Origin of the sequence: Sphingobacterium olei (assembly GCF_005048855.1) — a bacterium.
Classification (GTDB): Bacteria; Bacteroidota; Bacteroidia; order Sphingobacteriales; family Sphingobacteriaceae; genus Sphingobacterium; species Sphingobacterium olei.
Window position 1 is genome coordinate 513985 of record NZ_SUME01000005.1, and the last position, 24232, is coordinate 538216.

Sequence of the window (24232 nt, forward strand, 5' to 3'; positions counted from 1 at the left end):
AAAGTAAAATGACAAAAGCAATTTTTTATCACGCAGGTTGTCCTGTTTGCGTAAGTGCAGAAACGGACATTTTAAATCTCATACCTGAAAATCAGGTTGAAGTAATCCATTTGGGAACGGACAAATCAAAAGTAAAAGATGCAGCGGGTGCAGGTGTAAAATCTGTTCCTGCATTGGTTTTGTCTAACGGTAACGTGTTACATATCAACTTTGGTGCTTCCATCGAAGATTTAAAGTAACCACCATCTAACAGCCCGAAAGCAGTAAAGACTTTCGGGCTTTATACATTATTGTTTCAGTGATAAGTTAAACAAGCAAATTATAATATGAACCTTAAAGAAGAAACCAAACTTGCCGAAGCCCAAGACGAGCAATCGGAAAACGTGGAAGAAACCTTGACATTGAACGGCAATACAAAACATATCCAATGGAACAAACAGATAAATTGACAGACAGCAGATACTGCAATTTGTATCTTTGTAATATTCAGTGCGTAGAATATGATTGTAAAATTTTTCGAAATAGAAGATTTCATAAAAAAGCACTTGTGTTTTCAGCCAGGCGATGCGGAAGATACAAGTTGTTCGGTCTTTCGTGTGAATGAATGTTTGAAACCTATTGATGCGGTTAAACTCAATTTTCATTTAGTTATTTTAAGCACAAAAGGTAAATGTGATATTACGGTTGGTCATCACGATTTTTCGATAGAATCATCTGCGATTTCTATTGTTCCGCCACATACCGTTTTTTCTGTTAAACATTTTTCCAATGATTTTGATGCGTATTTCTTACTTTTTAAATCTGATTTTGTAAAGAAAGGATTTGTAAAAAGTGAGATTATGGAAGAATTGCTGTTTATCAATCCCGATTATCCACCAATTTTCAATTTGGAGGAAAAAGACTTCAATGATACACGGTACAAATTCAGAAAAATAAAAGAAGAAACAGAAAATCAATCACCATTTTGCCTTGAAGTTTCACGACTGTACGTGTTGCAGATACTTTATGATTATAACAGAGTTTGTGAAATATGCCTATTGAACGCTGATAAGCTCATTAACAGACAGTATAAAGTAATGTATGAGTTTAGGAAATTGGTAGACAAGAATTTCCATCGGTTCAAAACAGTAAAGGAATATGCAGACTTGATGTGCTTATCGTCAAAGTACGTCAGCGAATGTGTGAAAAATCAAACAGGTGTATCAGCTTTGACACTCATTCAGAACCGAATTGTCTTGGAAGCCGAATTGTTATTAAAATATTACCAACTCTCCATAAAATGTGTTTCCGATAAATTAGGTTTCGCTTCTACTTCAACTTTTTCTCGTTTTTTTAAAGGAATAAAAGGTGTATCTCCTGTTCATTATCAGAGCAAACAGGAAAATTGACAACACAAACCGAATTTCTGTAATTGTTTAATGTAGTTTTCGTTCGGAATTTTGCCCCGTAATATGAAAGCAAATTTTATGAAACGAAAATCATTAAGTGTTATAGCGACCGCTCTTGCGTTAGCCTTTGTTACTTCCTGTAACAATCAAACCGCTTCAAAAACTTCTAATAACGAAAACGAAATGAAAGCTGTACAGTTCAGAATAGCAAGACCCACCAACAACCTTACAGAAGTTGTAAAATTTTACCACGAGGCATTAAGGTTAGAGGTTTTGGGCAAATTTGAAGACCATTTAGGTTATGATGGTGTAATGTTGGGAATGCCCGATAAAACATATCATTTGGAGTTTACCCAACACGTAGATAAAACACCTTTGCCCGAGCCTACAAAAGAGAATTTATTGGTATTTTATTATGACAATCCGAACGAATATAAAAAAGCCAATGAACGAATACAAGAAGCAGGAACAATGCCTGTTGAACCCGAAAATCCCTATTGGAAAGGCAAAAGCGAAACATACGAAGACCCGGACGGTTGGCGGGTTATTCTATTTAATGGAGTATATAATCCGTAAATATTGGACTACCTACTTATCCCTAAACTGTACCATCAAGCTGATCCTGTAATCTGATACTTTTGTGCTATTAATCAAAATAGTTAAAAGCAATGGATTACAATATCAAAAAAGTAGGGCTAAAAGATTTAGACACTACAGCGGAATTATTTAATCTCTATCGGGTATTTTACCGTCAGGAGGAGGATTACGAAAAATGCAAAAAGTTCTTACAGGAACGATTAGACAATGAGCAATCTAACATCTTCATTGTTTTTGTTGAAGACAAGGCCGTCGGTTTCGTACAATTGTACAAGCTCTATCATTACATCAAACTTCAAAAGCAATGGCTATTGAGTGATTTGTTCGTTCATCCTGATTACAGAGGTAAAGGACTTTCGGTAGCACTGATAGACCGGGCAAAACAATGGTGCGATGAAACAGGAGCTTGCGGATTGATGTTGGAAACGGAAAAGACAAACGACATCGGAAACAAATTATATCCACGTTGCGGATTTGAATACGACGGTAATCACAATTATTACTATTGGTGGAAGTAACTAATACTAAACCTACCTGAAATCGTCTTCGAGGTACTTGGTCATCGCTTTGAGTTTCCGGATAACAAAATCGGCATGGGGCGCCAGCTTATCCTTGTCGTACTTACGCAGGCTGTGCGGACTGAGGACGGTACCGAAATCGGTCCGTATATGCTGGGCGACAAATTTCGCGGCTTCTTCTTTACTGGAGGCATCGTATAAGCCGACGGCATAACAGGCATGAAAAAAGAGCTTCGCCTGGTTGCCGTTAAGCTGGAGCGGAATAAATGCGTAGGCACTTGATGCTTGGCTTTCCGTGCTAAGCTTAATCTCTTTCTTTTTGAAACGTAAGTATTCCTGCATGTAATGAAGCAGCGACCTGTTGTATGGATCGTATGCAAGTTGCGTTTTGGTACGGTACCAGGCGAGTTTCATATCCATCTGCATCAATATGGCGGCTACATTCCCTTGGGTTAAGGCAATATCCAATTGCGCATTTTGTAGGTCTGCCCAGCGGTTATAAAAGCCCATGTAATTGAAATCGATATTAACCAAAAGCGAGATAAAGCGTTCGGGCCAGGGCTTATCCCGCTGGTCGTTGGCCATATGTTCCAGGGCATCGAGCAGCCTTGTAATGTAGCTGCGGTGATAGTGCTGCAACTCGGGTAGCTTGCCGGGCTGGAAAAGTGAGGCCATCGCATAGACTAACTCATCGAGGTAGGGGATGGGTATGGCTTTTCTTTTCAACTGCGTAGTGATGTCGGGCAGCCGCCTTGCTACCAACGTCTGCAACTGCTGCGACTGGTAGTGAGCGATAGGATTTTCGGCTTTGATATGCTGGCCATAGTACTGTTCAAATTGGTTGATTAGTGTCTGCAAGACCCGCATATGATTGGGTGCAGCAGTTGTATCTGATAATTTATCGCTGAGGTGTGTGAGTATCAGGTGCGCTTGGTTGGTCGACTGGTCTAGCACTGCTTTGCTCATATGTTGTTTGTACACCACGGACATATCAACGAGCACCTGCTGACATAGCGTGGTGAAAGTTTCCAAGGTTGGTGCTGCGGCTGATCCATTGCTGCGCAGGTGCTGATCTATGGCGTTTTCTAGGGGTAATAGTGTGGTCATCATGGCAAATGGAAGATAAAGCGCCTATGGCTGAAGGTATGGTGCCATAGACGCTTTTTGTTTTTGTTTATACCTTGCGGTAGTAAATTCGGATTACCACTTCACCTTCGGTAGAGTAGCTACAGCTGCTAACCTCTCCACTGGACTCCTCGTCATCATCGGCGGGCTGTTCTGCTGTTTGCGTAGCGCGGTTTTTGACCTCAGTTACCTTAACAGAATCTTCGCTCTCGGCTACTTTTGTAGTGGTCTCTGCATCTGTTTCCTTTTCTAGTCTAATCGGCAGGTGGTGGTCGATCGCAAAGAGGATCTTCCATTGCACATCGATAATGAAGCAGTCGTCTAAACGATTGAGATAGTCTATCTGGTCATCGCTTAAACCAAACCGCATGATGATCCAATAAGGGAAATTAGCGGCGATAAAATTATACTCTGCCTGTTGAGCCTGTAGGCTTGAGGCGTATAGGTCGTTCTGCCATTGTTGTACGCCATCGGCGTCGAAATAATATTCTTTCATTGATTTATTATTTATAAATGATTAATTGGGGCTTCGCAAGCTCCGTTAGTTCCCCGGCCAGGATACAACAAAGGTAAAGTAGCCTTCAAAAAAATAACAAATTTTAGAGATGGGTTTTCCGTGAAATGTTCGTGATTTTCCGTGAAACGGATTAGAATGTGTCTTTTAAGCGTTTAAAGAGGGTTTTTAAATCGGTGAAATGACGCCAAATTCCATGAAACGGAATTTACGACTTATAGAAATAGCAAGTTAGAAAGCGAGAAAAAAATATTCAGCAAATGTCTTTGAAACATTTAATGTTTTTTGTAGTTTGTCGATTATCAACAAAAACTAATACTAAACATGAGAAATTTATTTGCCGGAATATTTCGCTCGTCTTACGGTCTGCCATCTCGATTAGCAATACAGACTGGGTTATCTGCTTTTATCATTACATTTTATACGACCGAAGGATCGCTTTTGGATAGCTTTACTTCGATGGATCATTTTTCTACATTATTGATGACGATTGTATTGATGTTTTTGCTGTTCTTGCTCATGGGGCACTTATCATTGAGACTCGATCGGGAAATGGACTGGATACAGCATGAGACATCAAGGACCTTATATCAGATTGGACTCGGCATACTGACCCTTGGCTTTATCGCTTTTCAAACCGTGTGTTTGGTGTATTGGTATTTTTTAGATATAGATCTATGGAACTCGGCCTATCTGGAACGCGATTTTGTGGTGGTGATGTGCTGTGTAATCTGTGTCAATATATACCACTATGCTTTGTATTGGCGCGAAGAGAACAAGCGCAACAAGCATACGATCGACACCTTGACCCAGCAGCTTGAGAACTCATCTTTGCGTGAAGTGGAATTACGCCAGAATCTCAGTACATCAGATGCCAAAAGCGTAGAATTACACAGGCAAATGGGGGAAAATAATAGGCAGTGGGAAAAGAAACTGGAGATGCTGACCAAGCAGGTCGGAGACGGCTTACAGCTGTGGCAGGACATGCAAAAAAAACTGTTTTCGCCCGATTTGGAGCATCCCGTTCATCCATCACGGGTTGTACAGTTCTATCTAAGTGACCTGGATAAAGAATATAAATATGTACACATGCTGCTGCGCGATGGAACGGATGTGGTCGTAGCAAATAAGGAGTCACTGGCAGAACTGGAAAAGAAGTTTCCCTACCTGTTTATCCGATTGGGCCGTGGGCCGCTGGTTAACCGTTTTGAAATCGCAGATATCAAGCGACTGTCGGCAAAAAAATATGCCGTATCATTGATGTTGGAACGAAGTGAACCTATCGTGATATCTGCGGAGCGCTATGAGGAGTTGCGCAATGATCTACTCCTACAAAGACCCAGTATCGCATAATGGGATCTAATTTGATGAGGACGTCTAAAGAGGTCGCTTTTCAGTCATCCTGACTTTAGGTTATTCCTTACGTCAGGATGACAAAATGAAAAGACGAATACATATTTTTAACGATCACCTACTACGGATGGCAGCGTTTATAAAGCTCGTCTAAGGGGAGATCGGTGTACGCTGCAAATTCGGCGAAGGTAAGGTACTGATGATATTGCTTGCCATACGCATCTCGGATCTCTTGTAACTTGCGGCTTGCCTGCCGTGGCGTAATGTTTAATATGGCACTAATATCTTGCGCAGTGATGCACAGTCTAGGGTTTTTCATGGTAATGGAAATATCGGTTAGCATTATTTCCCCCATTAAGCAAGATACCTTCAAGTAGTGTGTGTAGCGCTACCACCCTTTTCAGGAGAAAGTTAATTACACTTCCCAATATACCATTTTTATACTATAATGCCAATAGCACATGCCAATAAAATGATTCGGTAGACCTATGCTTGATATACTACAAGCTGTTAGACTCGCCCTGGAGTTGTGTTGGTTTTGTCGTGGAGTTGTGTAGGATTGCAATGGGAGCATTGGTAAAGTTACCCTGGCTTCTTCGTAAGGCTTTCGTATGTTTTTAGTAAGTCTGTAGTAAGTCTTTGGTAAGTAAATGATAGGGTTTTAGTAAGTCTACAGTAAGTAAACGGTATAGTTGAGTTAACCAATCTTTACCATTTTAGGACATTTTGGACATTTTCGACCTTTTTGAGACACGAGTATGCGGCGCTCGGACAAATGCGGAAAATTAAGACATCTGCGGACATTGTGGACAGCGGCTAATTCTTGGCTATGCACTTTTGGATTATAATTTAAAACAAATTTATTATGGCAAAACAAGAAAGTTTAGTAAAAATGCGCGGAAAGGTCGGCGATCTTTCCTTCAGCAAACACCGCAGTAGAGGGTATGAGGTACGTATGAAAGGCGGCGTCGACAAATCCCGTATCGCTTCCGATCCCAATTTTCAGCGTACCCGTGAAAACAATGCGGAATTTGGATCTGCAAACAAAATGGCGAAATCGCTTCGCTTGCAGTTGAACAATCTCCTGCGCTACTTCTCCGATAAGTCGATGCGCAATAGGCTCACTTCCCTGGTGCACCGTATCCAGAAAGCTGATCCGGTAAACCTGCGTGGTGAGCGTGTTTTCCTACCGGAGAATGCTGACATGTTGAAGGGTTTTGAACTCAATATCGGAAGCAGCCTGAAGATGATATTGGCTGAAGACCTGGAGCCTGTGATCGACCGTGATGCGGAAACGGTGTCGTTGGTAATCCCACAGTTCAACCCCCAAAATGATGTGACGTTATTGAATGGAGCGACACATATGCAGGTTGTGCTGGTCGCTGCCGAACTGACGATGCAGGAGGTACCGCCGAAGCCAGTAGTGGAGCGCTCGGCCTATATCCCATTAATCGGTGAGCACGTGGAGGAGACCCTGCAACTGACGACTGCCTTTGACCCCGGCAGTGCGGCCTATGTGCTGGTCGGAATAGGCCTCTTCCAAGAAGTAAACGGTGCGTTTTATCCATTAAACAATGGATCGTACAACGCGATGTCTATTGTCGAAGTTGATATACCTGACTAGTGACTAGGGGTTAGGTGGAAGGAGTTAGAGACTAGATCGTCCTAACTCCTAAAATCTAACACCTCAATACTCACTACTAAATACTAATAAAATGACAACAACAATAACACTCCATCTCCGACGGAAATACGGGGAGCGGGGAACCAATGGCACGATCTATTTTCTAGGAGAACCGATCTGCCACACGATAGAACTGCCCTGGCAGGACAATACGCCAAACAAAAGCTGTATCCCGGAAGGACGCTACAGGCTGGAAAAAAGGGTCTACCCCAAGAATGGGGAGCAGATTGGAATTCCATCTGTGCAAGGAAGGGAAGCCATCCTGATCCATGCCGCGAACAACGCCGAACAGCATCTACGCGGTTGCATTGCGCCGGTTACAAAACTGACCGGAGAAGGTACAGGCGACGAAAGCGCAAAAGCCCTCAAAGAGTTGAAATCCCTCGTTTACGGGCTGTGGGATATGGGAGCAGAAGTGTTTTTAGTGATTAGGGGTTAGTGACTGGTAATTGGTGACTGGTAATTGGTGACTAGTGACTAGGGGTTAGAACTATTATTCTCGTCTTTGCGAGGAGCATAGCGACGCGGCAATCTTAGAGGGGTTAGGGGTTAGTGACTAGGGGTTAGGAGTGTCTTTGTCGTCAGAACGACGAAATCTTACATCTAACGTCTCATATCTAATATCTAACGTCTCAAATCTAAAATCTAAAGTCTCAAATCTAAAATCTAATGTCTAACATCTTAATACTTAATACTAAATACTTAATACTATATACTATGCGTAGCATCATAAACAAAATCAGCAAAGCAGTACAGGTGGTACTACTTGCTCCAATCAAGCTGCCGGGTAAGGCGCTGAATATTTTAAAATACGTAGCTGTCGGTTTGGGCATCATCGAATCGGTTCTGGATAACGGAAAGCCGGAATCGGAAACCCCAGACCAGAAGGGTAAAGAGCAAGATAGCGATGTAGCGGCCGAAAACGGGATCGCCCATCCGCGTGCGGAAGTGAACCTTGATGATGGCGGAAGTGTAGTACCTGAGCAGACAGCTCACTTCGCACAATCGGATGTCGTGCGGTCGAAAACGGCTACAGAAACGGAGGTACGTGATGAATAGTCATGGCGGTGGCTGGTTTCCCGTGCTGGGCGGAAGCTGTTGCAGCATCATGGGTTTAATTCCCTGGCATAACCTCCTGCAGACGGTGGTATTGGCTATTGTTGGTACATTGGTCAGTTACCTGCTTACGCGATTGCTGCAGGGCAGAGGGAAGTAGAACCGCAAAGGCTCGATAAACGAAAGGAGACGACTTAGTATGGTCGTCTCTTTTTTTTATTAAAGTACAATGTTATAGCAACTAAGTTGTGAGCAGCCATTTCCAGGCTGGAATGACCAATAATTCTTTCAATGCCAGTATCATTGCCGAAGTTTTACCTACCCGTCGTGGACCTATGATTTCCTGAATTTTGTTTAAGCCTAATGTAATGCCGGTCTCGCGGGGTGTAAGAGGCTTTTTTAGTAATTCGAGCTTGTTTACGGATAGTATTTCTTTTAGAGTTTCTTTCATAGGAAGCTAAATTTGTAATAAGTTTCACTGAATGAAATACAAAATATATAAAAAGTTTCATTTTGTGAGTGAAATATTTTTTTACGAAGCTGCCATGCGCAGCACGGTATTTGCCAATTTCGATTGAAGAGGATTTTGTCGTTTAATAGCAGGTCTTTGTCGTCACCCTCACGACTTTTATCGATTTATTGTTGGTTTTTAATGTAAAAACGAGTACTTTTGTTGCTCAATGCTACTGATGCTATGTTAGAAACCCTGATCACGTCCAAGACGCGACTAAAGCTTTTGATTAAGTTTTTTGCCTACGCAACCAATAAGGGTTATTTGCGGGGTCTGGCGGAAGAATTTCACGAATCCACCAACGCGATCCGTAAAGAACTTAATCAGTTGACAGATGCGGGTTATCTAATCCGCGAGCAGCAAGATAATAAAGTTATTTATCAGGCCAATAACAAACACCCCCTTTTTAATTCCCTACAACGCCTTATTCGGGATTATCTCGGAATGGATGATCTGATCGATAATATATTTGCTAAGGCGGGTGATATTGAGCAAGTCAGTTTGATAGGTGATTACGCAAGAGGTGTCGATTCAGGAACATTAGAAGTATGTATATTAGGAAATGATCTCGATACGGATTACTTATCGCGGTTAGCGAATAAGTCATCGGAGCTTTTAAAAAAATCTGTGAAACTATATTTTGAAAAGTCGCCCGCATCCGTGCATCATATTATACTGTTTAAAAAGAAATAGGCAACAGGCAGATTCGCAAAAATGGTAGAAACCAACCGTATAGAACACAAAGAAAGACTAACTGACCATCTCGAAAAAGAGGTTGTTGCTTTCTTGAACTATCTTGGCGGTGGGATTATTTATCTCGGTATTGCTAAAGATGGCAGTGTGGTCGGTGTTGAAAATGCGGATCAGGTTCAGTTGCAGATTAAAGACCGTCTTCGAAATAATATTTCACCCTCCTGTTTGGGGTTGTTTGATGTAGTACTGGAGCAAAGAGAAGGTGTCTCGGTTATCAAAATTATTGTAGCGAGTGGAGCAGAAAGACCTTATTACATAAAAAAATACGGTATGTCCGAAAGAGGGGCATTTATCCGTACCGGAAGTGCTTCAGAGCCGATGTCGGCTCATATGATTGAAACGTTGTTTGCAAAGCGGACGAGAAATTCAATTGGAAAGATTAAATCACCTCGACAAGATTTGAGCTTTGAACAGCTTCGGATTTATTATGATGCGGCGGGTAAGACACTTAACGAGCAGTTTGCTAAAAATTTAGAACTGCTCAATGACGATACCGTGTATAATTATGTAGCTTATTTGATGGCGGATAATAATACGACGTCGGTCAAGGTTGCTCGGTACAATGGTAGGGATAGGGTTGATTTAATACAGAGTAATGAATACGGCTTCTGTTCATTAATAAAAGCCACTAAACAGGTTTTGGATAGAATAGAGGTCGAAAATAAGACCTTAACAAAAATTACGTCGAAAGAACGGGAAGAAAGACGTCTTTGGGATGCAGTTGCTTTACGTGAAGCGGTAATCAACGCGATTGTACATAACGATTATACGTATGAATTAGCACCTAAATTTGAGTTTTTTGACGACAGGATGGAGATTACTTCATATGGTGGTCTTCCAGAGGGAATGACGCAAGGTGAGTTCTTTGATGGCGTTTCTATTCCAAGGAGTAAAGAGATAATGCGGATCTTTCGGGATATGGAACTGGTAGAGCAGTTAGGATCTGGAGTGCCGAGAATTTTGCGCGCCTATGCAAAAGAGTGTTTTCAATTTTCGACTAATTACATCAGAATGAGTTTTCCAATACATCGCGGTATAGAGCCTGTCGGTGTAAATGAGGGATTAAATGAGGGATTAAATGAGGGATTAAACGAGGGATTAAAATCATTATTGTTTGCCATTACGAATAACCCGGGAGTAAAAGTAAAGGATTTGGCTAGTATTTTAGATTTCCGCCCTATCAAAACTATTGAAAGACAGATTTCACAATTAATAGAAAGAAAATTAATAGAAAGAAGAGGAAGCAAAAAGACAGGCGGATACTTTATAAAGGAAGAGTAATATGCGAACCGAGCGTAGCGAGCTCATGGATTCCATAAAGAAAAGAAAGTATCATCCATAATAAGCAAATATGCAATTAAACAATAAATACGGCACAAAAATTGTTATTAGCACGCAAGTCATCGGAATGTTACAAAAATCCGTTAACTTTATTTTGAGAAACAACAGTATTCGTACATTTATTATTTAAGCAGATACGCAGATAGGCGAACCGAGCGTAGCGAGCTCATGGATTCCATCAAAGAAAAAGAGGATCATCTATAATAGGCAAATCCGTAGTTTATGAAATCAGAAACTAGTAAAAATTTGGACACAAACGTTAAAAACGATAGACAAAATATGCGCATTGGCATTACTTTTTCGGCATTCGACCTGTTACATGCCGGTCATATTAAGATGCTGGAGGAGGCGAAACGTCAATGCGATTATTTGATTTGCGGTCTGCAGGTAGATCCTACCTTAGACCGTCCAGAAAAGAATAAGCCGAGCCAAACGGTGGTAGAGCGCTATATCCAATTGTCAGGCTGCAAACATGTGGATGAGATCGTACCTTATCTGACCGAGCAAGATCTGGAAGATGTTTTACGTTCATTTCAAATCGATATACGGATCTTAGGTGATGAATATAAGGATAGAGACTTTACGGGCAGAGCATATTGCGAAGAAAAAGGCATTGAACTTTACTTCAATACACGCGATCACCGTTTTTCGAGTTCGGGCTTAAGGAAAGTGGTTGCGGAGAAGGAAATGGATAATAATGGAGGGTAGTAACTAGGGGTTAGGAGTTAGAGACTAGTAGTTAGAAATGAATAAAACAACATGCAGTTAGGCGAATTCGCGAATACGCAAATTAAAAAAATTGCCATTATCGGGCAAGGATATGTCGGTCTTCCATTGGCCATTGAATTTGCGTCGCATTTTCCAGTGGTGGGGTTTGATATCAATGCAGATCGTGTTGCGGAATTGAATGATGCCAAAGATAGCACACGAGAGGCGGATTTAGACAAGCTGGAGGTAGCTGTCAAAGATGCGGAGGAAACCAATTTTGTAAAGGGATATCGTGCTTCTTCCTTACTGGATGACATTCGGGATGCCCATGTTTTTATCGTGACTGTACCTACGCCTATTGACCGCTACAATTCACCGGACTTACAGCCACTACTGAAAGCGACAACGATGCTGGGGGAGGTTATCAAAAGAGGAGATATCGTGATTTACGAATCTACGGTATATCCCGGTTGTACCGAAGAAGAATGTGTGCCGCTATTGGAAAAGATATCAGGTTTAACCTTTAATACCGATTTTTTTGTCGGTTATTCACCCGAACGGATCAATCCGGGCGATAAGGTAAACACGCTGACAACGATAAAAAAGGTAACTTCAGGTTCCACACCAGCAATTGCCGAGGAAATAGATCAATTATATAAAAAGATTATTCTAGCCGGTACGCATAAGGCACCTTCGATCAAAGTGGCTGAAGCGTCAAAAGCGATCGAAAATGCGCAGCGTGATGTCAATATTTCTTTTGTGAATGAGCTGGCACTAATATTTGACCGTGTTGGTATTGATACCAATGATGTATTAGAGGCTGCAGGGACTAAATTCAACTTTTTGAAATATAAGCCTGGTTTGGTTGGTGGACATTGTATATCTGTCGACCCGTATTATCTGGCCCATAAAGCGGAGCAGCTGGGCTATCATCCAGATGTAATTCTGTCCGGCCGCCGGGTAAATGATTCCATGGCTCGTTTTGTCGCATCTAAAGTGGTGAAATTAATGATTGGAAAAGGTATCAACGTGAAGGATTCGAAAGCATTGATACTAGGGATTACGTTTAAAGAGAACTGTCCGGATGTACGGAATACCAAAGTCATTGACATCCGTAAGGAATTGATAGAGTATGGTATTCAGGTAGATATTTATGATCCTTGGGCAGACCCCGAGGAAGTTTCTCACGAATACGGTATCAAGTTGCTAAACGAATCACCTGCAACAAATGACCAGTCACCAGTCACCAGTCACGAATCACCAGTCACTAAGTACGAAGCCGTGATATTAGCTGTAGCGCATCATGAATTTTTAACATATAATATTAAATCGTTAACAAAAGATGCCAATGTTGTATTTGATATCAAAGGTTGTTTAGACCGTTCAATTGTTGATGCAAGACTTTAAAAAAAATATGCAAATAAAAAAAATTACCTGTATAGGAGCCGGTTATGTTGGAGGCCCTACGATGTCTGTTATTGCACAGAAAAACCCTAATGTTCAGGTAACGGTTGTAGATTTAAACGAAGCACGTATTGCTGCATGGAATGATGCCGACCTATCCAAACTGCCGGTATACGAGCCGGGTCTGGACGGTGTTGTCGGAGAAGCCCGCGGGCGTAACCTGTTTTTCTCTACGGATGTGGATAAAGCGATACACGAAGCCGATATGATTTTTATTTCGGTTAATACCCCTACTAAAACTTACGGAAAAGGTAAAGGACAGGCCGCAGATCTAAAATTTATTGAGCTCTGTGCCCGTCAGATAGCTGCTGTTGCTAAGTCGGACAAGATTGTGGTGGAAAAATCAACATTGCCGGTCCGCACAGCAGAAGCACTTAAATCTATTCTAGACAACACAGGGAATGGAGTCAACTTCCATATCCTTTCCAACCCCGAGTTTTTGGCAGAGGGTACAGCCGTAACAGACCTGCACAATCCGGACCGCGTACTGATTGGAGGAGAGGACGCAGATGCCATAGAGGCCCTGGTGCAGGTCTACGAAGCATGGGTTCCACGTGACCGCATCCTGACCACCAACCTCTGGTCGTCCGAACTGTCCAAACTGGTTGCCAACGCCTTCCTGGCACAGCGTGTCTCATCGATCAATTCGATATCCGAACTTTGCGAAGTGACCGGTGCAAATGTGGATGAAGTATCACGTGCTATCGGTTACGACTCTCGTATCGGTGCAAAATTCCTGAAAGCTTCGGTCGGCTTTGGCGGATCCTGCTTTCAGAAAGATATCCTGAACCTCGTGTATATCGCACGTTCCTATAATCTGAAGGCTGTTGCGGACTACTGGGAACAGGTCATCATCCTGAACGACCACCAAAAAGTACGTTTTGCGGAGAATATCATCAAGACATTATACAATACGGTCAATGGCAAAAATATTGCCTTTCTGGGCTGGGCGTTTAAGAAAGACACCAATGACACTAGGGAATCAGCAGCTATCTATGTAGCCGATCACCTGCTGGATGAAGAGGCGAATGTGATTGTCTACGACCCTAAGGTGCCTGCAGAGCAGATATACAGAGATCTGGATTACCTGGGCACACGGTCTCCCGAAGAAAACCGGAGACTGGTGAAGGTCGTGAATGATCCGTATGAAGCGCTTGCAGGGGTACATGCAGTAGCAATTTTAACGGAGTGGGAAGAGTTTAAAAGTTACGACTGGGAAAAGATAAAAGAAACGATGAAAAAACCTTCCTTTGTATTTGATGGACGGAAATTATTGAACCGTTCGAAGATAGAAGGCCTAGGTTATGTTTATTACGCAATTGGGGAATAGCATTGATGGTGATTCATAGATTAAGTTAATTCGCAAATAACGAACATAAATATGGAATACAAGAAAATCCTCGTTACGGGAGCAGCTGGTTTTATAGGGTTCCACCTTAGCAAAAAGCTGTTGGAGCAAGGAATAGAGGTGGTGGGTCTAGACAATATCAACGATTATTACGATGTGAATCTAAAATACGCACGGCTAGCTGAGTTGGGGGTTAGCAAAGAGGAAGCCGAAAATTGGAACCAGAAAGTTGGGTCTGACAAATACCCTTCTTTTAAGTTTGTACGCATGAGTCTGGAAGATCAGGACGAGCTACCGGAACTGTTTGCTCAAGAAGGATTTGATGCGGTGATCAACCTTGCGGCACAGGCTGGTGTACGTTACAGCCTGGAAAATCCAATGGCCTACGTTGATAGCAACATAGTCGGGTTTGTCAATATTTTGGAATGTTGTAGATATCATGAAATATCACATTTAATCTATGCTTCGAGTTCGTCGGTTTATGGAGAGAATGGTAAAGTGCCCTTTTCAGAAGATGATCGAGTAGATTATCCAGTGAGTCTTTATGCCGCTACAAAGAAGGCTAATGAATTGATGGCGCATACTTATAGTCATTTATATCAAATCCCAACATCGGGACTTCGCTTCTTTACAGTATATGGGCCTTGGGGTAGACCAGATATGTCCCCGATTTTGTTCGCTTCGGCGATAATGGAGGATCGTCCGATCAAGGTGTTCAATAATGGTGAGATGAGCCGTGATTTTACGTATATTGACGACATTATCCAAGGTATTATCGTTACGCTGAATAATCCACCTGTGGCTGCAAAACAACAACCGTTATATCAGGTCTTTAATATTGGTAACGGTTCCCCGGTTTCGCTGATGGAATTTATTGAAACAATGGAACAGCATCTGGGCAAGGTTGCTGAGAAGAACATGTTACCCATGCAGCCTGGTGATGTATCCCGTACCTGGGCGGATACTGCACAATTGAATGCTTTGGGTTATCAAAGCAGAACCTCTATCCAAGAAGGAGTTGAGGGGTTTGTTAGATGGTTTAAAAAATTTTATAATAAATAAAAAATGGAAAGGACAATTTTAATAACAGGAGGAGCAGGTTTTATAGGATCTCATGTTGTACGCGAGTTTGTAATCAAATATCCGTCTTACCAAATCATCAATTTAGATGCATTGACATATGCAGGTAATTTGGAAAATCTAAAGGATATCGAAAATAAATCCAACTACACTTTTGTTAAGGCGGATATTACCGATGCTACCGTGATAATGGACGTTTTCCAGCAGTATCAGCCTGACGGCGTTATTCATCTAGCAGCAGAATCGCATGTAGATCGTTCCATTACAGACCCAACAGCATTTGTCATGACTAACGTCATTGGTACCGTCAATTTGCTGAATGCAGCAAAGGAGATCTGGAAAGACGGTTTTGAAGGTAAACGTTTCCATCACGTATCTACAGATGAGGTATATGGCGCGTTACGTGAAACAGGGTTATTTACAGAGGATACGAAATACGATCCCCATTCTCCTTACTCCGCATCAAAGGCATCGTCAGATCATTTTGTACGTGCATATCACGATACCTATGGGTTGCCAATTGTGTTGACAAACTGTTCTAACAATTATGGTCCAAATCATTTTCCGGAGAAGTTAATTCCCTTGTGTATTCACAATATTTTAAATAATAAACCGCTTCCAATTTATGGAAATGGTAAATATACAAGGGATTGGTTGTTTGTGATAGATCATGCTAAAGCAATTGATTTAGTATTTCATAACGGCAAAAATGGCGATTCCTATAATGTAGGTGGTTTTAACGAATGGCAGAATATCGATTTGGTCAAAGAACTTTGTAGGCAAATGGACGAGAAATTGGGAAAACCAGAAGGAACGTCAATGCAATTGATTACTTATGTCAAAGATCGTCCCGGACATGATTTACGTTACGCCATTGATGCGACTAAGATTAATCAAGAACTTGGTTATGAGCCTTCGGTCACTTTTGAGCAAGGGTTATCTAAAACCATAGACTGGTTTCTTTCTAATCCGAATTGGTTGGACCATGTTACATCTGGAGACTATCAAAAGTATTATGATAAGCAATACAATTAATTAGATGAAAATTACAGAAACAAAATTAAAGGGTTGCTATATATTGGAACCAAATAAATTTGGTGATAGTCGAGGATATTTTTTTGAAAGTTTTAACGAACATACCTTTAATGAGCTGACGGGTACAGATACACATTTTGTACAGGATAACCAGTCCTATTCAACACGGGGTGTATTAAGAGGTCTTCATGCGCAAGCCGGTGAACATGCTCAGGCAAAATTGGTGCGCGTTCTTCAAGGAACTGTTATTGATGTGGCTGTAGATGCACGACCTGATTCTCCTACATTTGGACAGCATGTGGCGGTGGAGCTTTCGGCAGAAAACGATTTGCAATTATTTGTTCCAAGAGGTTTTCTGCACGGTTTTGTCGTGTTATCGGAAACAGCAACATTCTTTTACAAATGCGATAACTTTTACAGCAAAGAGTCGGAGTGCGGCGTGAAGTTCGATGATCCAGCGTTGGGCATAGATTGGGGTATTCCGGCAGCAGAATTGGTTATATCGGATAAGGATCAGATCTTGCCAACCTTTAAAGAGGTATTTGGTTAATTAGTCCAAGTTCTCTAAAAATAAATAATTATCGTCATTGCGAACCTGAAGGATGAAGGTGAAGCAATCTTTGCATTTAAGGGAAAATCAAATGAAAATATTAGTAACAGGAGCATTCGGTCAATTAGGATCTGAAATAAGAGAGCTAAGTGTAAACTATCCTCACGATACATTTGTATTTGTGGACCGGGAGGAAATGCCGCTAGATAATGTGGAGATAGTAGCAGAGGTGTTAAATGATATAAGACCAGATATCATTATCAGTGGAGGCGCTTATACGGCGGTAGACAAGGCGGAATCGGAATCTGAATTGGTGGATATCATCAATCATCGGGCCGTGGGTGTAATGGCAGATTGGACTGCAAAAAACAATAAGAAACTTATCCATATTTCCACAGATTATGTGTTTCAGGGAGATTGTAGGATACCCTTAAAAGAAGATGAGCCCACAGATCCGATCAATGTTTACGGACTAACCAAGCAACGCGGTGAACAAGCTATTATTGAATCCGGGGCGGATGCGATTATTATCCGTACCGCGTGGGTATATTCGACCTATGGCGCTAATTTCGTGAAGACCATGATTCGTTTAATGACCGAAAAAGAGGAAATTTCAGTTATTGATGATCAGGTAGGATCCCCCACTTATGCGCGTGATTTGGCAAAAACTATATTGGATATCATCCATTCTTCTAAATGGCAGAAAGGGATATATCATTTTTCGAATGAAGGTAGAATTAGTTGGTTTGATTTTGCGGTTGCGATCAGGGAAATAAAGGGATTGGACTGTAAAATTACCGCTATTCCAACAACAGCATATCCAACACCGGCAGCGCGTCCGAAATTTTCCTTGCTGGATAAGTCAAAGATTAAAGATACGTTTGGCGCAGTTGTACCAGACTGGAAGGATAGTTTGGAAGAGATGTTAACAAAAGTTTAAGGAAAAATATCGAATCACTAGTCACAAATTACAAGTCACTAAAATGAAAGGAATTATATTAGCCGGGGGATCCGGCACACGTTTACACCCGTTGACCTTGGCTGTCTCTAAACAGCTAATGCCTGTGTACGATAAACCAATGATCTATTATCCGCTATCGGTATTAATGTTGGCGGGAATAAGTGAAATATTGATTATTTCTACTCCACATGATTTACCACATTTTGAAAAGCTGTTGGGAGACGGTTCAAAAATTGGTTGTAAATTTTCTTATATCGAACAACCATCACCTGATGGGTTGGCACAAGCGTTTATCTTGGGTGCGGATTTTATAGGAAATGACAAAGTAGCCTTGATTCTCGGAGATAATATTTTCTATGGATCAGGTATGTCTAAACTACTGCAATCTTCCGCTGATCCAGATGGTGGCGTGGTATTTGCGTATCAGGTCAACGATCCCGAGCGGTACGGTGTTGTGGAGTTTGATGCTGACAATAGGGTGGTTTCTATTGAAGAAAAGCCAAAACAGCCTAAATCTAACTATGCAGTACCTGGACTGTATTTCTATGACAACAACGTAGTAGAGATAGCGAAAAATATAAAACCTTCTCCTCGCGGTGAATTGGAAATCACAGATATCAACAAAGAATATCTAGAACGTGGTAAATTAAAGGTTGGCGTATTTGATAGGGGAACAGCCTGGTTAGATACAGGTACAATACAATCCTTAATGCAGGCAGCACAATTTGTACAAGTTATCGAAGAACGACAAGGAATGAAGATTGGTGCGATTGAAGAAGTTGCGTATCGGATGGGATATATTGATAAACAACAACTTGTAAAAGTTGCAGAACCGCTGGTTAAAAGTGGATATGGAGAGTATTTATTAAATGGCGTAGATTAGGCAGATGATTAAGAACCGGCTTAGTAAACGCTTCAAAGGACAGGATGAGAGAACGATGAAAGCCCAAAAGAATATCGTGTATTCTTTCGGTATAAAGGGAGTCAGCGTGCTTACTTATTTATTACTTGTTCCAGTTACTCTTAATTTTCTAAATCCGGTTGAATATGGCGTATGGCTTACCCTAAGTTCTATTTTAATGTGGATTAACACATTTGATATCGGACTGGGGAATGGATTAAGAAATAAACTCGCTGAAGCATTGGCAAAAGAAGACTTTACGTTAGGAAGAGTGTTGGTATCAACTACATATGGTGTTATTTTGATGCTCATGTTGCTTCTGTTTGGTGTATTTTGGTTTGCGAACAATTTCATCGATTGGAATTTGATTTTGAACGTCGATACAACCGTACTCCCCAATCTGAAAGATATTGTTTTTGTATCCTTCGCGTTATTCTGTTTGACATTTGTTCTTAAACTTGTTGGGAATATATATTTAGCCCTTCAAAAGCCAGCCGTTAACAATTTATTGGTCATGCTAGGACAATTGCTTTCCCTAATGTTGATTTATGTAATGTCTTTTACAGGCCAAGGTTCGCTTTTCAGTGTTGCTGTTATATACTCGGTTTCTCCTGTTATCGTTTACTTAACCGTATATCCATATACTTTTTGGATTAAGTATAAATCTTTAGCTCCTTCCTTTAAGTTATATAAGAAAGAATACGTTGGATCTTTATTCAGTTTAGGAGGGCAATTTTTTATACTGCAGATAGGCGGGCTGGTTATTTTTTCTACATCCAACTTAATTATTTCGAGTATGTTTGGTCCGGAGAACGTAACTGTTTATAATATAGCGTATCGTTATTATAGCGTTGTTCCCATGTTGTTTTCGATTGTATTAACACCACTTTGGTCTGCCACTACAGATGCTTATGTTAGAAATGATCTAGAATGGATACATAAAAGCATGAAAAAAGTCCATAAATTAATACTGGCTACGTTTATTGGCTTGTTTATAATGACTATAATCTCCGATTATGTTTATAAAATATGGGTGGGTGCTGTAATTAAAATACCTTTTGAACTTTCGATCTCAATGGGTATATATATATATATACTTGTAATAAGTCTCAGTTACTCGTCTTTTCTAAACGGGATTGGAAAGCTTCGCGTACAGGTAATTAATATAATTTTTGCTGCCATAATTTTTCTACCATTTACATATTTTTTTAGTCAGAGTTATGGTATATTAGGTGTGGTAATAGCACTGATCATTGTTAATGGATCGGGAGCTGCTTTTAATTATATCCAGTTCGGTAAGATTATAAAGGGAACGGCTAAAGGAATTTGGTTGCGATAGATTGTGAAGTTTGGATATTTGTTTTAAATTGACTCGTTATATAGTTTTATGTATTATTTAATTGCGTTATTTCTTTTGCTATTAGCTTTTCTCGAAGCTGTATTTAAGAATACGATCCTAAAACTAGTTTTTTTTTACGTAGCCTTCGCTATTTTATTTGTTCTGCAGGCTTTTAATTCATGGTCTTTAGACCAAGAAAATTATGAAGGACATTTCCAATATATATATGATGAATCCGTAAGATCAACACTCGAACCGGCACATATTTTAATTATTGAAAGTGTTAAATTTTTTGGTGGATCATACGCTGATTTTGTGTTTCTGTATGGAGGGCTTATAATGTTATGCATGTTTTTTTTTCTCAAAAGAATATCGCCACTTCCAGCTTTCGTGGTTTCATGTTTATATATCGTCCCATTTTATCCAAACATATTACAAATTAGGTTTTTCTTAGCTTTTTCTCTTTTCCTAATTGCGATTCTTAACTTCGAAAAGCGTAAAGTAGTGTTTTACTTATTTTTTGTTATGGCCATCTGTAGTCATTTTTCTTTGATGATTATGGCTCCTTTTTTCTTAATAAGGAAGTTTTCATTCTATGAAAATTACATAAAAACAAATATTCTGATTTTTTTAGGCGCGATGGTCTTAGTATTTATTCCAGCAGGCGCGATTCTCCCATTAATACAAATAGTAAATCCAAAATACGAGTACTACTTAGATCTTGTTTCCATTTCGAGGTTTCTTGGAACGATCGCGCTATTTCTTCCGTTTTTTATTTTAAGCAATTTTTGCCTTTGGCATTACAAAAATCGGTTCAAGCGAATCGAAAATAGAGTTGCAGAAAAGTATAAAAATTTATTACCACTCACTATGCAGCTAATACAGTATTCTAATTTTATTATTATTCCGCAGTATTTTGTCAGGGATTTCTGGCGAGTCTCAATGAATCTGTCTTTATTTTCATTTGCTTATATTAGTATATGTATATATTATGGTTGGTCAAAAAATTACGATATTAGTAAGGTTTTGCTTTCGCGATTCCTTATCTACATTTGGGTAGTTTTTACGTTCTATTTGTTATTCTTAATGCTTAATGATGGAGAATATATGACTACTATTCGTCGAACGATTGAATCTAACTCAGTACTTGATCGATTATTTTAATTTATAATTACAATATGAAATTGTCTATTCTACTTACCACATACAATAGTTCTCGATATCTTGAACAGCAGCTGGATTCATTAATTGCTCAAACATTTTTTGAGTGGAATTTGTATATCCGAGATGATTGCTCTACTGACGAGACTCTGAACATTATTAATACATTTTGTGCTCGGGATAGCAGAATTTTATCGATTCCGTCAAACGGTACAAGTTTGGGGGCTGCAAAAGGATTTATGTATCTCTTAAATAAGGTTGAGTCCGATTATTTTATGTTTTGCGATCACGATGATGTGTGGCTAACTGATAAAATAGAAAAAACTTTAGCTAAAATGAAGTCATTAGAATCTAGCCATGACGGACCTATCGTTGTGCACACAGATTTATTCGTAGTTAACCACAATTTAGAAATTGTAAGTGATTCATATTGGAGAACCGTGGGCCTTAAACCAGCAATAATTACTAAAGGTGATATTATTCAAGTTTTTAATTGCGTAACTGGTTGCACTATGATGATAAATAAAGCTGCTAAGTTAGTGAGTTTACCGTACAATGAACGCGCGCCGATGCATGATTGGTGGATCGCGATTCAAACAATCAGAAGAGGAGGTATAATACGACAAGTTAATGAATCTTTAATACTATATCGGCAACATGATTCCAATGCCGTCGGTGCAAAAGAAGTGAATACTGGCTATTACTTGAAAAAAATTAGAAACATTAAAAATACAATTCAAGGAAATTTAGAAAGGATTCGCTTTTTGAAAGAAATTTCAGGTATAGGCATTGGCAAGTATTTTTATTATAAAATCTATTATAATTTCGTTAGAAAATTCTAAATAAAACAATATGATTTCGGTATGTATGATAACCTACAATGGTGAAAAATATGTTTTGGCGCAGGTTACGTCAATTTTGTCCCAGCTTGGTAAGGATGATGAACTTGTAATTTCTGACGACGGATCTAGTGATAGGACTCTTCAAATCTTAGAAGGGATGAAAGACGATCGAATTAGATTATTAACAGGGAAACGGTTCGGAAATCCTACCTTTAATATGGAAAATGCTTTGGCCAACGCTAGGGGTGATGTAATAATCATGTCTGATCAAGACGACGTATGGGTCGAAAATAAGGTTGATATTATAAAAAAGTACTTGATCGACTTTGATTATATAGTTAGCGACTGTTATATAACAGACGGAAACTTAAATGTTATTTACAATACGCGTTATATACCGGAGGCCGGGATTGCAATTAACAAATATGCTGCTTTATTTAAGCCTACACCATATCAGGGGAGTTGTGCTGCTTTCAATAGGAAGGTGCTTGATAAGGCGCTTCCGTTCCCCCCCTATATTCAGTCCCATGACAGATGGATCGGATATATCGGTTCTTTTTTTTTCAAATATGCATTGATACCTGAAAAGTTAATTTTTTATAGAAGACACGGAAATAATGCTTCGACCTCGTCAACGGGTAAAAGTACAAATTCGTTTCTTCAGAAGCTTGGCTATCGTTTTGGCTATATTACTGCACTTATAAAAAGAAGTTTAAGAAATGGCTAACTCGAATTATACCTTAAAGGAGAGATTTATTGCTAAGGTGCTTTCAAACACTCCTAAAATAAAACGTTTTGTAAAAAGATGCTATGTGTCTTTAAATGCGTTAATATACAGAAAAGCTTACGTAATTAAGGGTTTTGGCGAGATTTCAGAGAAAGACTTGCGACAGACGGGATCACTAGAGGCGAACGAAGAATTTTTCTTTGGTTATTATGACAAAAGCTCAATTAATTCAATTGGATGGGTTATTAATCATGTAACTGCGGACAATACGAAATTTGAAAGAAGGCCTGAATCGAATGTTGAAATCGTATTAACAAATATCGATACAGACGAGATTTTAAAGGTAGGTAAGTCTTATGCTTATACATGGCAGCAAGGATGTAGAACCCAGTGGCTAGACGACGATCATTTAATCTACAATGATTATAATAGATTGCATAAGATTTGGGAAGCTAAGGTATACTCACTTAGTGCCAGATCCGTTATAAAGGTATTCGATAGACCCGTCCAAGATGCTTACAAAAAGGACTACATTTTATCGCTAGATTATCAAAGACTATACGAGGTAACAGAGGATTACGGTTATAATAATCAAGGCAAGTTAAATGATGATGAAAAGAAAAATTTGAGGCAGGATGGTATTTTCATCACAGATTATGTGACTGAGGTATCTCGACTTCTATTTTCGTTAGAAGATATAGCCAATTTGGAAAAGCAGGATGATTTTGATCATTCATTTCATACTATTAACCATATTATGATTAATAAAGAGGGTAATTACTTTATTTTTATTCATAGGTACTATAGAAATGGTGTTCGGAAGGATCGACTGATCGGAAGCGACTTTAAATCCCTTAAGGTTATTTCCGATCATGATATGGTTAGCCATTGCTGCTGGTTTGACGACAATACAGTCTACGGTTATCTTCGCCACGACGGGAAAGATGGATACTATTTTATAGATTTAAATACCCTGAAATTTACATTGAATAGCGTGGTTGATAAACTAGGTGTTGGCGATGGTCATCCATCTGTTTATCAAGACAACATTGTATTCGATACTTATCCAGACAGAAGTCGTATGCAGACACTTTATGTATACAATAAAAAGAACGATACGGTAGAAAAATTGTTTGAAGTGTATCAGTCTCCTTCGTTTAAAGAATCCTCTCGTTGTGACCTACATCCGAGATTTAATGGAAATGGAGATATGATCTTCTTCGATTCCGTATTCGAAGATAAGCGTAAACAATATTTTTTTAAATTAAAATAGTAT

29 protein-coding genes are annotated in these 24232 nt (G+C 39.8%); 25 read left to right on the forward strand and 4 right to left on the reverse strand.

From position 1 onward, the window contains the following. The first annotated feature begins 8 nt into the window (after window positions 1-8). The 5 genes from FAZ15_RS14465 to FAZ15_RS14480 all read left to right on the forward strand — a co-directional run bounded on the left by FAZ15_RS14465 (window position 9) and on the right by FAZ15_RS14480 (window position 2503). Complete coding sequence (locus FAZ15_RS14465) at window positions 9-239, forward strand: thioredoxin family protein (RefSeq protein WP_136902023.1); 231 nt, start codon at window positions 9-11, stop codon at window positions 237-239. A gap of 87 nt (window positions 240-326) precedes the next feature. Continuing rightward, window positions 327-449, forward strand: a complete 123-nt coding sequence (locus tag FAZ15_RS23000) for a hypothetical protein (RefSeq protein WP_262709306.1) — start codon at window positions 327-329, stop codon at window positions 447-449. 51 nt (window positions 450-500) lie between these two features. Beyond that, a complete protein-coding gene (locus FAZ15_RS14470) occupies window positions 501-1388 on the forward strand; it encodes a helix-turn-helix domain-containing protein (protein WP_136902024.1) in 888 nt (295 codons plus the stop codon). Window positions 1389-1466: 78 nt separating this feature from the next. Next, window positions 1467-1964 (forward strand): VOC family protein, encoded by a 498-nt coding sequence (locus tag FAZ15_RS14475; protein WP_202912403.1) that lies wholly within the window; start codon window positions 1467-1469, stop codon window positions 1962-1964. 92 nt (window positions 1965-2056) lie between these two features. Continuing rightward, on the forward strand, window positions 2057-2503 hold the full coding sequence (locus FAZ15_RS14480) for a GNAT family N-acetyltransferase (RefSeq protein WP_136902025.1): 447 nt from the start codon (window positions 2057-2059) through the stop codon (window positions 2501-2503). Between the two features lie 12 nt (window positions 2504-2515). Here FAZ15_RS14480 and FAZ15_RS14485 read toward each other — a convergent pair whose 3' ends face one another. Beyond that, window positions 2516-3613 (reverse strand): hypothetical protein, encoded by a 1098-nt coding sequence (locus FAZ15_RS14485; RefSeq protein WP_136902026.1) that lies wholly within the window; start codon window positions 3611-3613, stop codon window positions 2516-2518. 64 nt (window positions 3614-3677) lie between these two features. Further along, a complete protein-coding gene (locus FAZ15_RS14490) occupies window positions 3678-4124 on the reverse strand; it encodes a hypothetical protein (RefSeq protein WP_136902027.1) in 447 nt (148 codons plus the stop codon). A 342-nt stretch (window positions 4125-4466) separates the two neighbouring features. Here FAZ15_RS14490 and FAZ15_RS14495 point away from each other — a divergent pair, with 342 nt between their 5' ends. After that, window positions 4467-5495, forward strand: a complete 1029-nt coding sequence (locus tag FAZ15_RS14495) for a LytTR family transcriptional regulator DNA-binding domain-containing protein (RefSeq protein ID WP_136902028.1) — start codon at window positions 4467-4469, stop codon at window positions 5493-5495. Between the two features lie 121 nt (window positions 5496-5616). Here FAZ15_RS14495 and FAZ15_RS14500 read toward each other — a convergent pair whose 3' ends face one another. Then, a complete protein-coding gene (locus FAZ15_RS14500) occupies window positions 5617-5838 on the reverse strand; it encodes a hypothetical protein (protein WP_136902029.1) in 222 nt (73 codons plus the stop codon). A gap of 522 nt (window positions 5839-6360) precedes the next feature. Between FAZ15_RS14500 and FAZ15_RS14505 the strand changes: the two genes are divergently transcribed. From FAZ15_RS14505 to FAZ15_RS22525, 4 genes are all read left to right on the forward strand, one after another. Continuing rightward, a complete protein-coding gene (locus FAZ15_RS14505) occupies window positions 6361-7119 on the forward strand; it encodes a hypothetical protein (RefSeq protein ID WP_136902030.1) in 759 nt (252 codons plus the stop codon). A gap of 91 nt (window positions 7120-7210) precedes the next feature. After that, on the forward strand, window positions 7211-7618 hold the full coding sequence (locus FAZ15_RS14510; RefSeq protein ID WP_136902031.1) for a DUF5675 family protein: 408 nt from the start codon (window positions 7211-7213) through the stop codon (window positions 7616-7618). 278 nt (window positions 7619-7896) lie between these two features. Beyond that, on the forward strand, window positions 7897-8238 hold the full coding sequence (locus FAZ15_RS14515; protein WP_136902032.1) for a hypothetical protein: 342 nt from the start codon (window positions 7897-7899) through the stop codon (window positions 8236-8238). After that, on the forward strand, window positions 8228-8395 hold the full coding sequence (locus tag FAZ15_RS22525) for a hypothetical protein (RefSeq protein WP_162304959.1): 168 nt from the start codon (window positions 8228-8230) through the stop codon (window positions 8393-8395). Before FAZ15_RS14515 ends, FAZ15_RS22525 begins: the two co-directional genes overlap by 11 nt. Before the next feature lie 81 nt (window positions 8396-8476). Here the strand turns inward: FAZ15_RS22525 and FAZ15_RS14520 are convergent, their stop codons facing one another. Beyond that, window positions 8477-8686: a hypothetical protein gene (locus FAZ15_RS14520; RefSeq protein ID WP_136902033.1), complete on the reverse strand. Its 210-nt coding sequence runs from the start codon at window positions 8684-8686 to the stop codon at window positions 8477-8479. 243 nt (window positions 8687-8929) lie between these two features. Here FAZ15_RS14520 and FAZ15_RS14525 point away from each other — a divergent pair, with 243 nt between their 5' ends. The 15 genes from FAZ15_RS14525 to FAZ15_RS14595 all read left to right on the forward strand — a co-directional run bounded on the left by FAZ15_RS14525 (window position 8930) and on the right by FAZ15_RS14595 (window position 24229). After that, entirely contained in the window at window positions 8930-9439 is a 510-nt protein-coding gene (locus tag FAZ15_RS14525) for a helix-turn-helix domain-containing protein (protein WP_136902034.1), read from the forward strand. A 21-nt stretch (window positions 9440-9460) separates the two neighbouring features. Next, window positions 9461-10780 (forward strand): RNA-binding domain-containing protein, encoded by a 1320-nt coding sequence (locus FAZ15_RS14530; RefSeq protein ID WP_136902035.1) that lies wholly within the window; start codon window positions 9461-9463, stop codon window positions 10778-10780. 282 nt (window positions 10781-11062) lie between these two features. Next, entirely contained in the window at window positions 11063-11548 is a 486-nt protein-coding gene (locus tag FAZ15_RS14535; RefSeq protein WP_238387267.1) for an adenylyltransferase/cytidyltransferase family protein, read from the forward strand. 51 nt (window positions 11549-11599) lie between these two features. Continuing rightward, window positions 11600-12955: a nucleotide sugar dehydrogenase gene (locus FAZ15_RS14540; RefSeq protein WP_136902036.1), complete on the forward strand. Its 1356-nt coding sequence runs from the start codon at window positions 11600-11602 to the stop codon at window positions 12953-12955. A 7-nt stretch (window positions 12956-12962) separates the two neighbouring features. Next, window positions 12963-14342: a nucleotide sugar dehydrogenase gene (locus tag FAZ15_RS14545; RefSeq protein ID WP_136902037.1), complete on the forward strand. Its 1380-nt coding sequence runs from the start codon at window positions 12963-12965 to the stop codon at window positions 14340-14342. A 51-nt stretch (window positions 14343-14393) separates the two neighbouring features. Next, window positions 14394-15422, forward strand: a complete 1029-nt coding sequence (locus FAZ15_RS14550; RefSeq protein WP_136902038.1) for an NAD-dependent epimerase — start codon at window positions 14394-14396, stop codon at window positions 15420-15422. A gap of 3 nt (window positions 15423-15425) precedes the next feature. Beyond that, on the forward strand, window positions 15426-16475 hold the full coding sequence (gene rfbB, locus FAZ15_RS14555; protein ID WP_136902039.1) for a dTDP-glucose 4,6-dehydratase: 1050 nt from the start codon (window positions 15426-15428) through the stop codon (window positions 16473-16475). A 4-nt stretch (window positions 16476-16479) separates the two neighbouring features. Next, window positions 16480-17025: a dTDP-4-dehydrorhamnose 3,5-epimerase gene (gene rfbC, locus FAZ15_RS14560; protein WP_136902040.1), complete on the forward strand. Its 546-nt coding sequence runs from the start codon at window positions 16480-16482 to the stop codon at window positions 17023-17025. Window positions 17026-17116: 91 nt separating this feature from the next. Further along, window positions 17117-17965: a dTDP-4-dehydrorhamnose reductase gene (gene rfbD, locus FAZ15_RS14565; RefSeq protein WP_136902041.1), complete on the forward strand. Its 849-nt coding sequence runs from the start codon at window positions 17117-17119 to the stop codon at window positions 17963-17965. A 43-nt stretch (window positions 17966-18008) separates the two neighbouring features. Beyond that, window positions 18009-18869 (forward strand): glucose-1-phosphate thymidylyltransferase RfbA, encoded by an 861-nt coding sequence (rfbA, locus tag FAZ15_RS14570; RefSeq protein ID WP_136902042.1) that lies wholly within the window; start codon window positions 18009-18011, stop codon window positions 18867-18869. A gap of 4 nt (window positions 18870-18873) precedes the next feature. Then, entirely contained in the window at window positions 18874-20226 is a 1353-nt protein-coding gene (locus FAZ15_RS14575; protein ID WP_136902043.1) for a lipopolysaccharide biosynthesis protein, read from the forward strand. Between the two features lie 48 nt (window positions 20227-20274). Further along, window positions 20275-21390 (forward strand): EpsG family protein, encoded by a 1116-nt coding sequence (locus tag FAZ15_RS23130; RefSeq protein WP_136902044.1) that lies wholly within the window; start codon window positions 20275-20277, stop codon window positions 21388-21390. Between the two features lie 14 nt (window positions 21391-21404). After that, the gene (locus tag FAZ15_RS14585) at window positions 21405-22229 is read left to right on the forward strand and encodes a glycosyltransferase family 2 protein (protein ID WP_136902045.1); all 825 of its coding nucleotides are present in this window, start codon (window positions 21405-21407) and stop codon (window positions 22227-22229) included. 10 nt (window positions 22230-22239) lie between these two features. Continuing rightward, window positions 22240-22956 (forward strand): glycosyltransferase, encoded by a 717-nt coding sequence (locus FAZ15_RS14590; protein ID WP_136902046.1) that lies wholly within the window; start codon window positions 22240-22242, stop codon window positions 22954-22956. Beyond that, window positions 22949-24229 (forward strand): glycosyl transferase, encoded by a 1281-nt coding sequence (locus tag FAZ15_RS14595; RefSeq protein WP_136902047.1) that lies wholly within the window; start codon window positions 22949-22951, stop codon window positions 24227-24229. Before FAZ15_RS14590 ends, FAZ15_RS14595 begins: the two co-directional genes overlap by 8 nt. The last annotated feature ends 3 nt before the right edge of the window (window positions 24230-24232 follow it).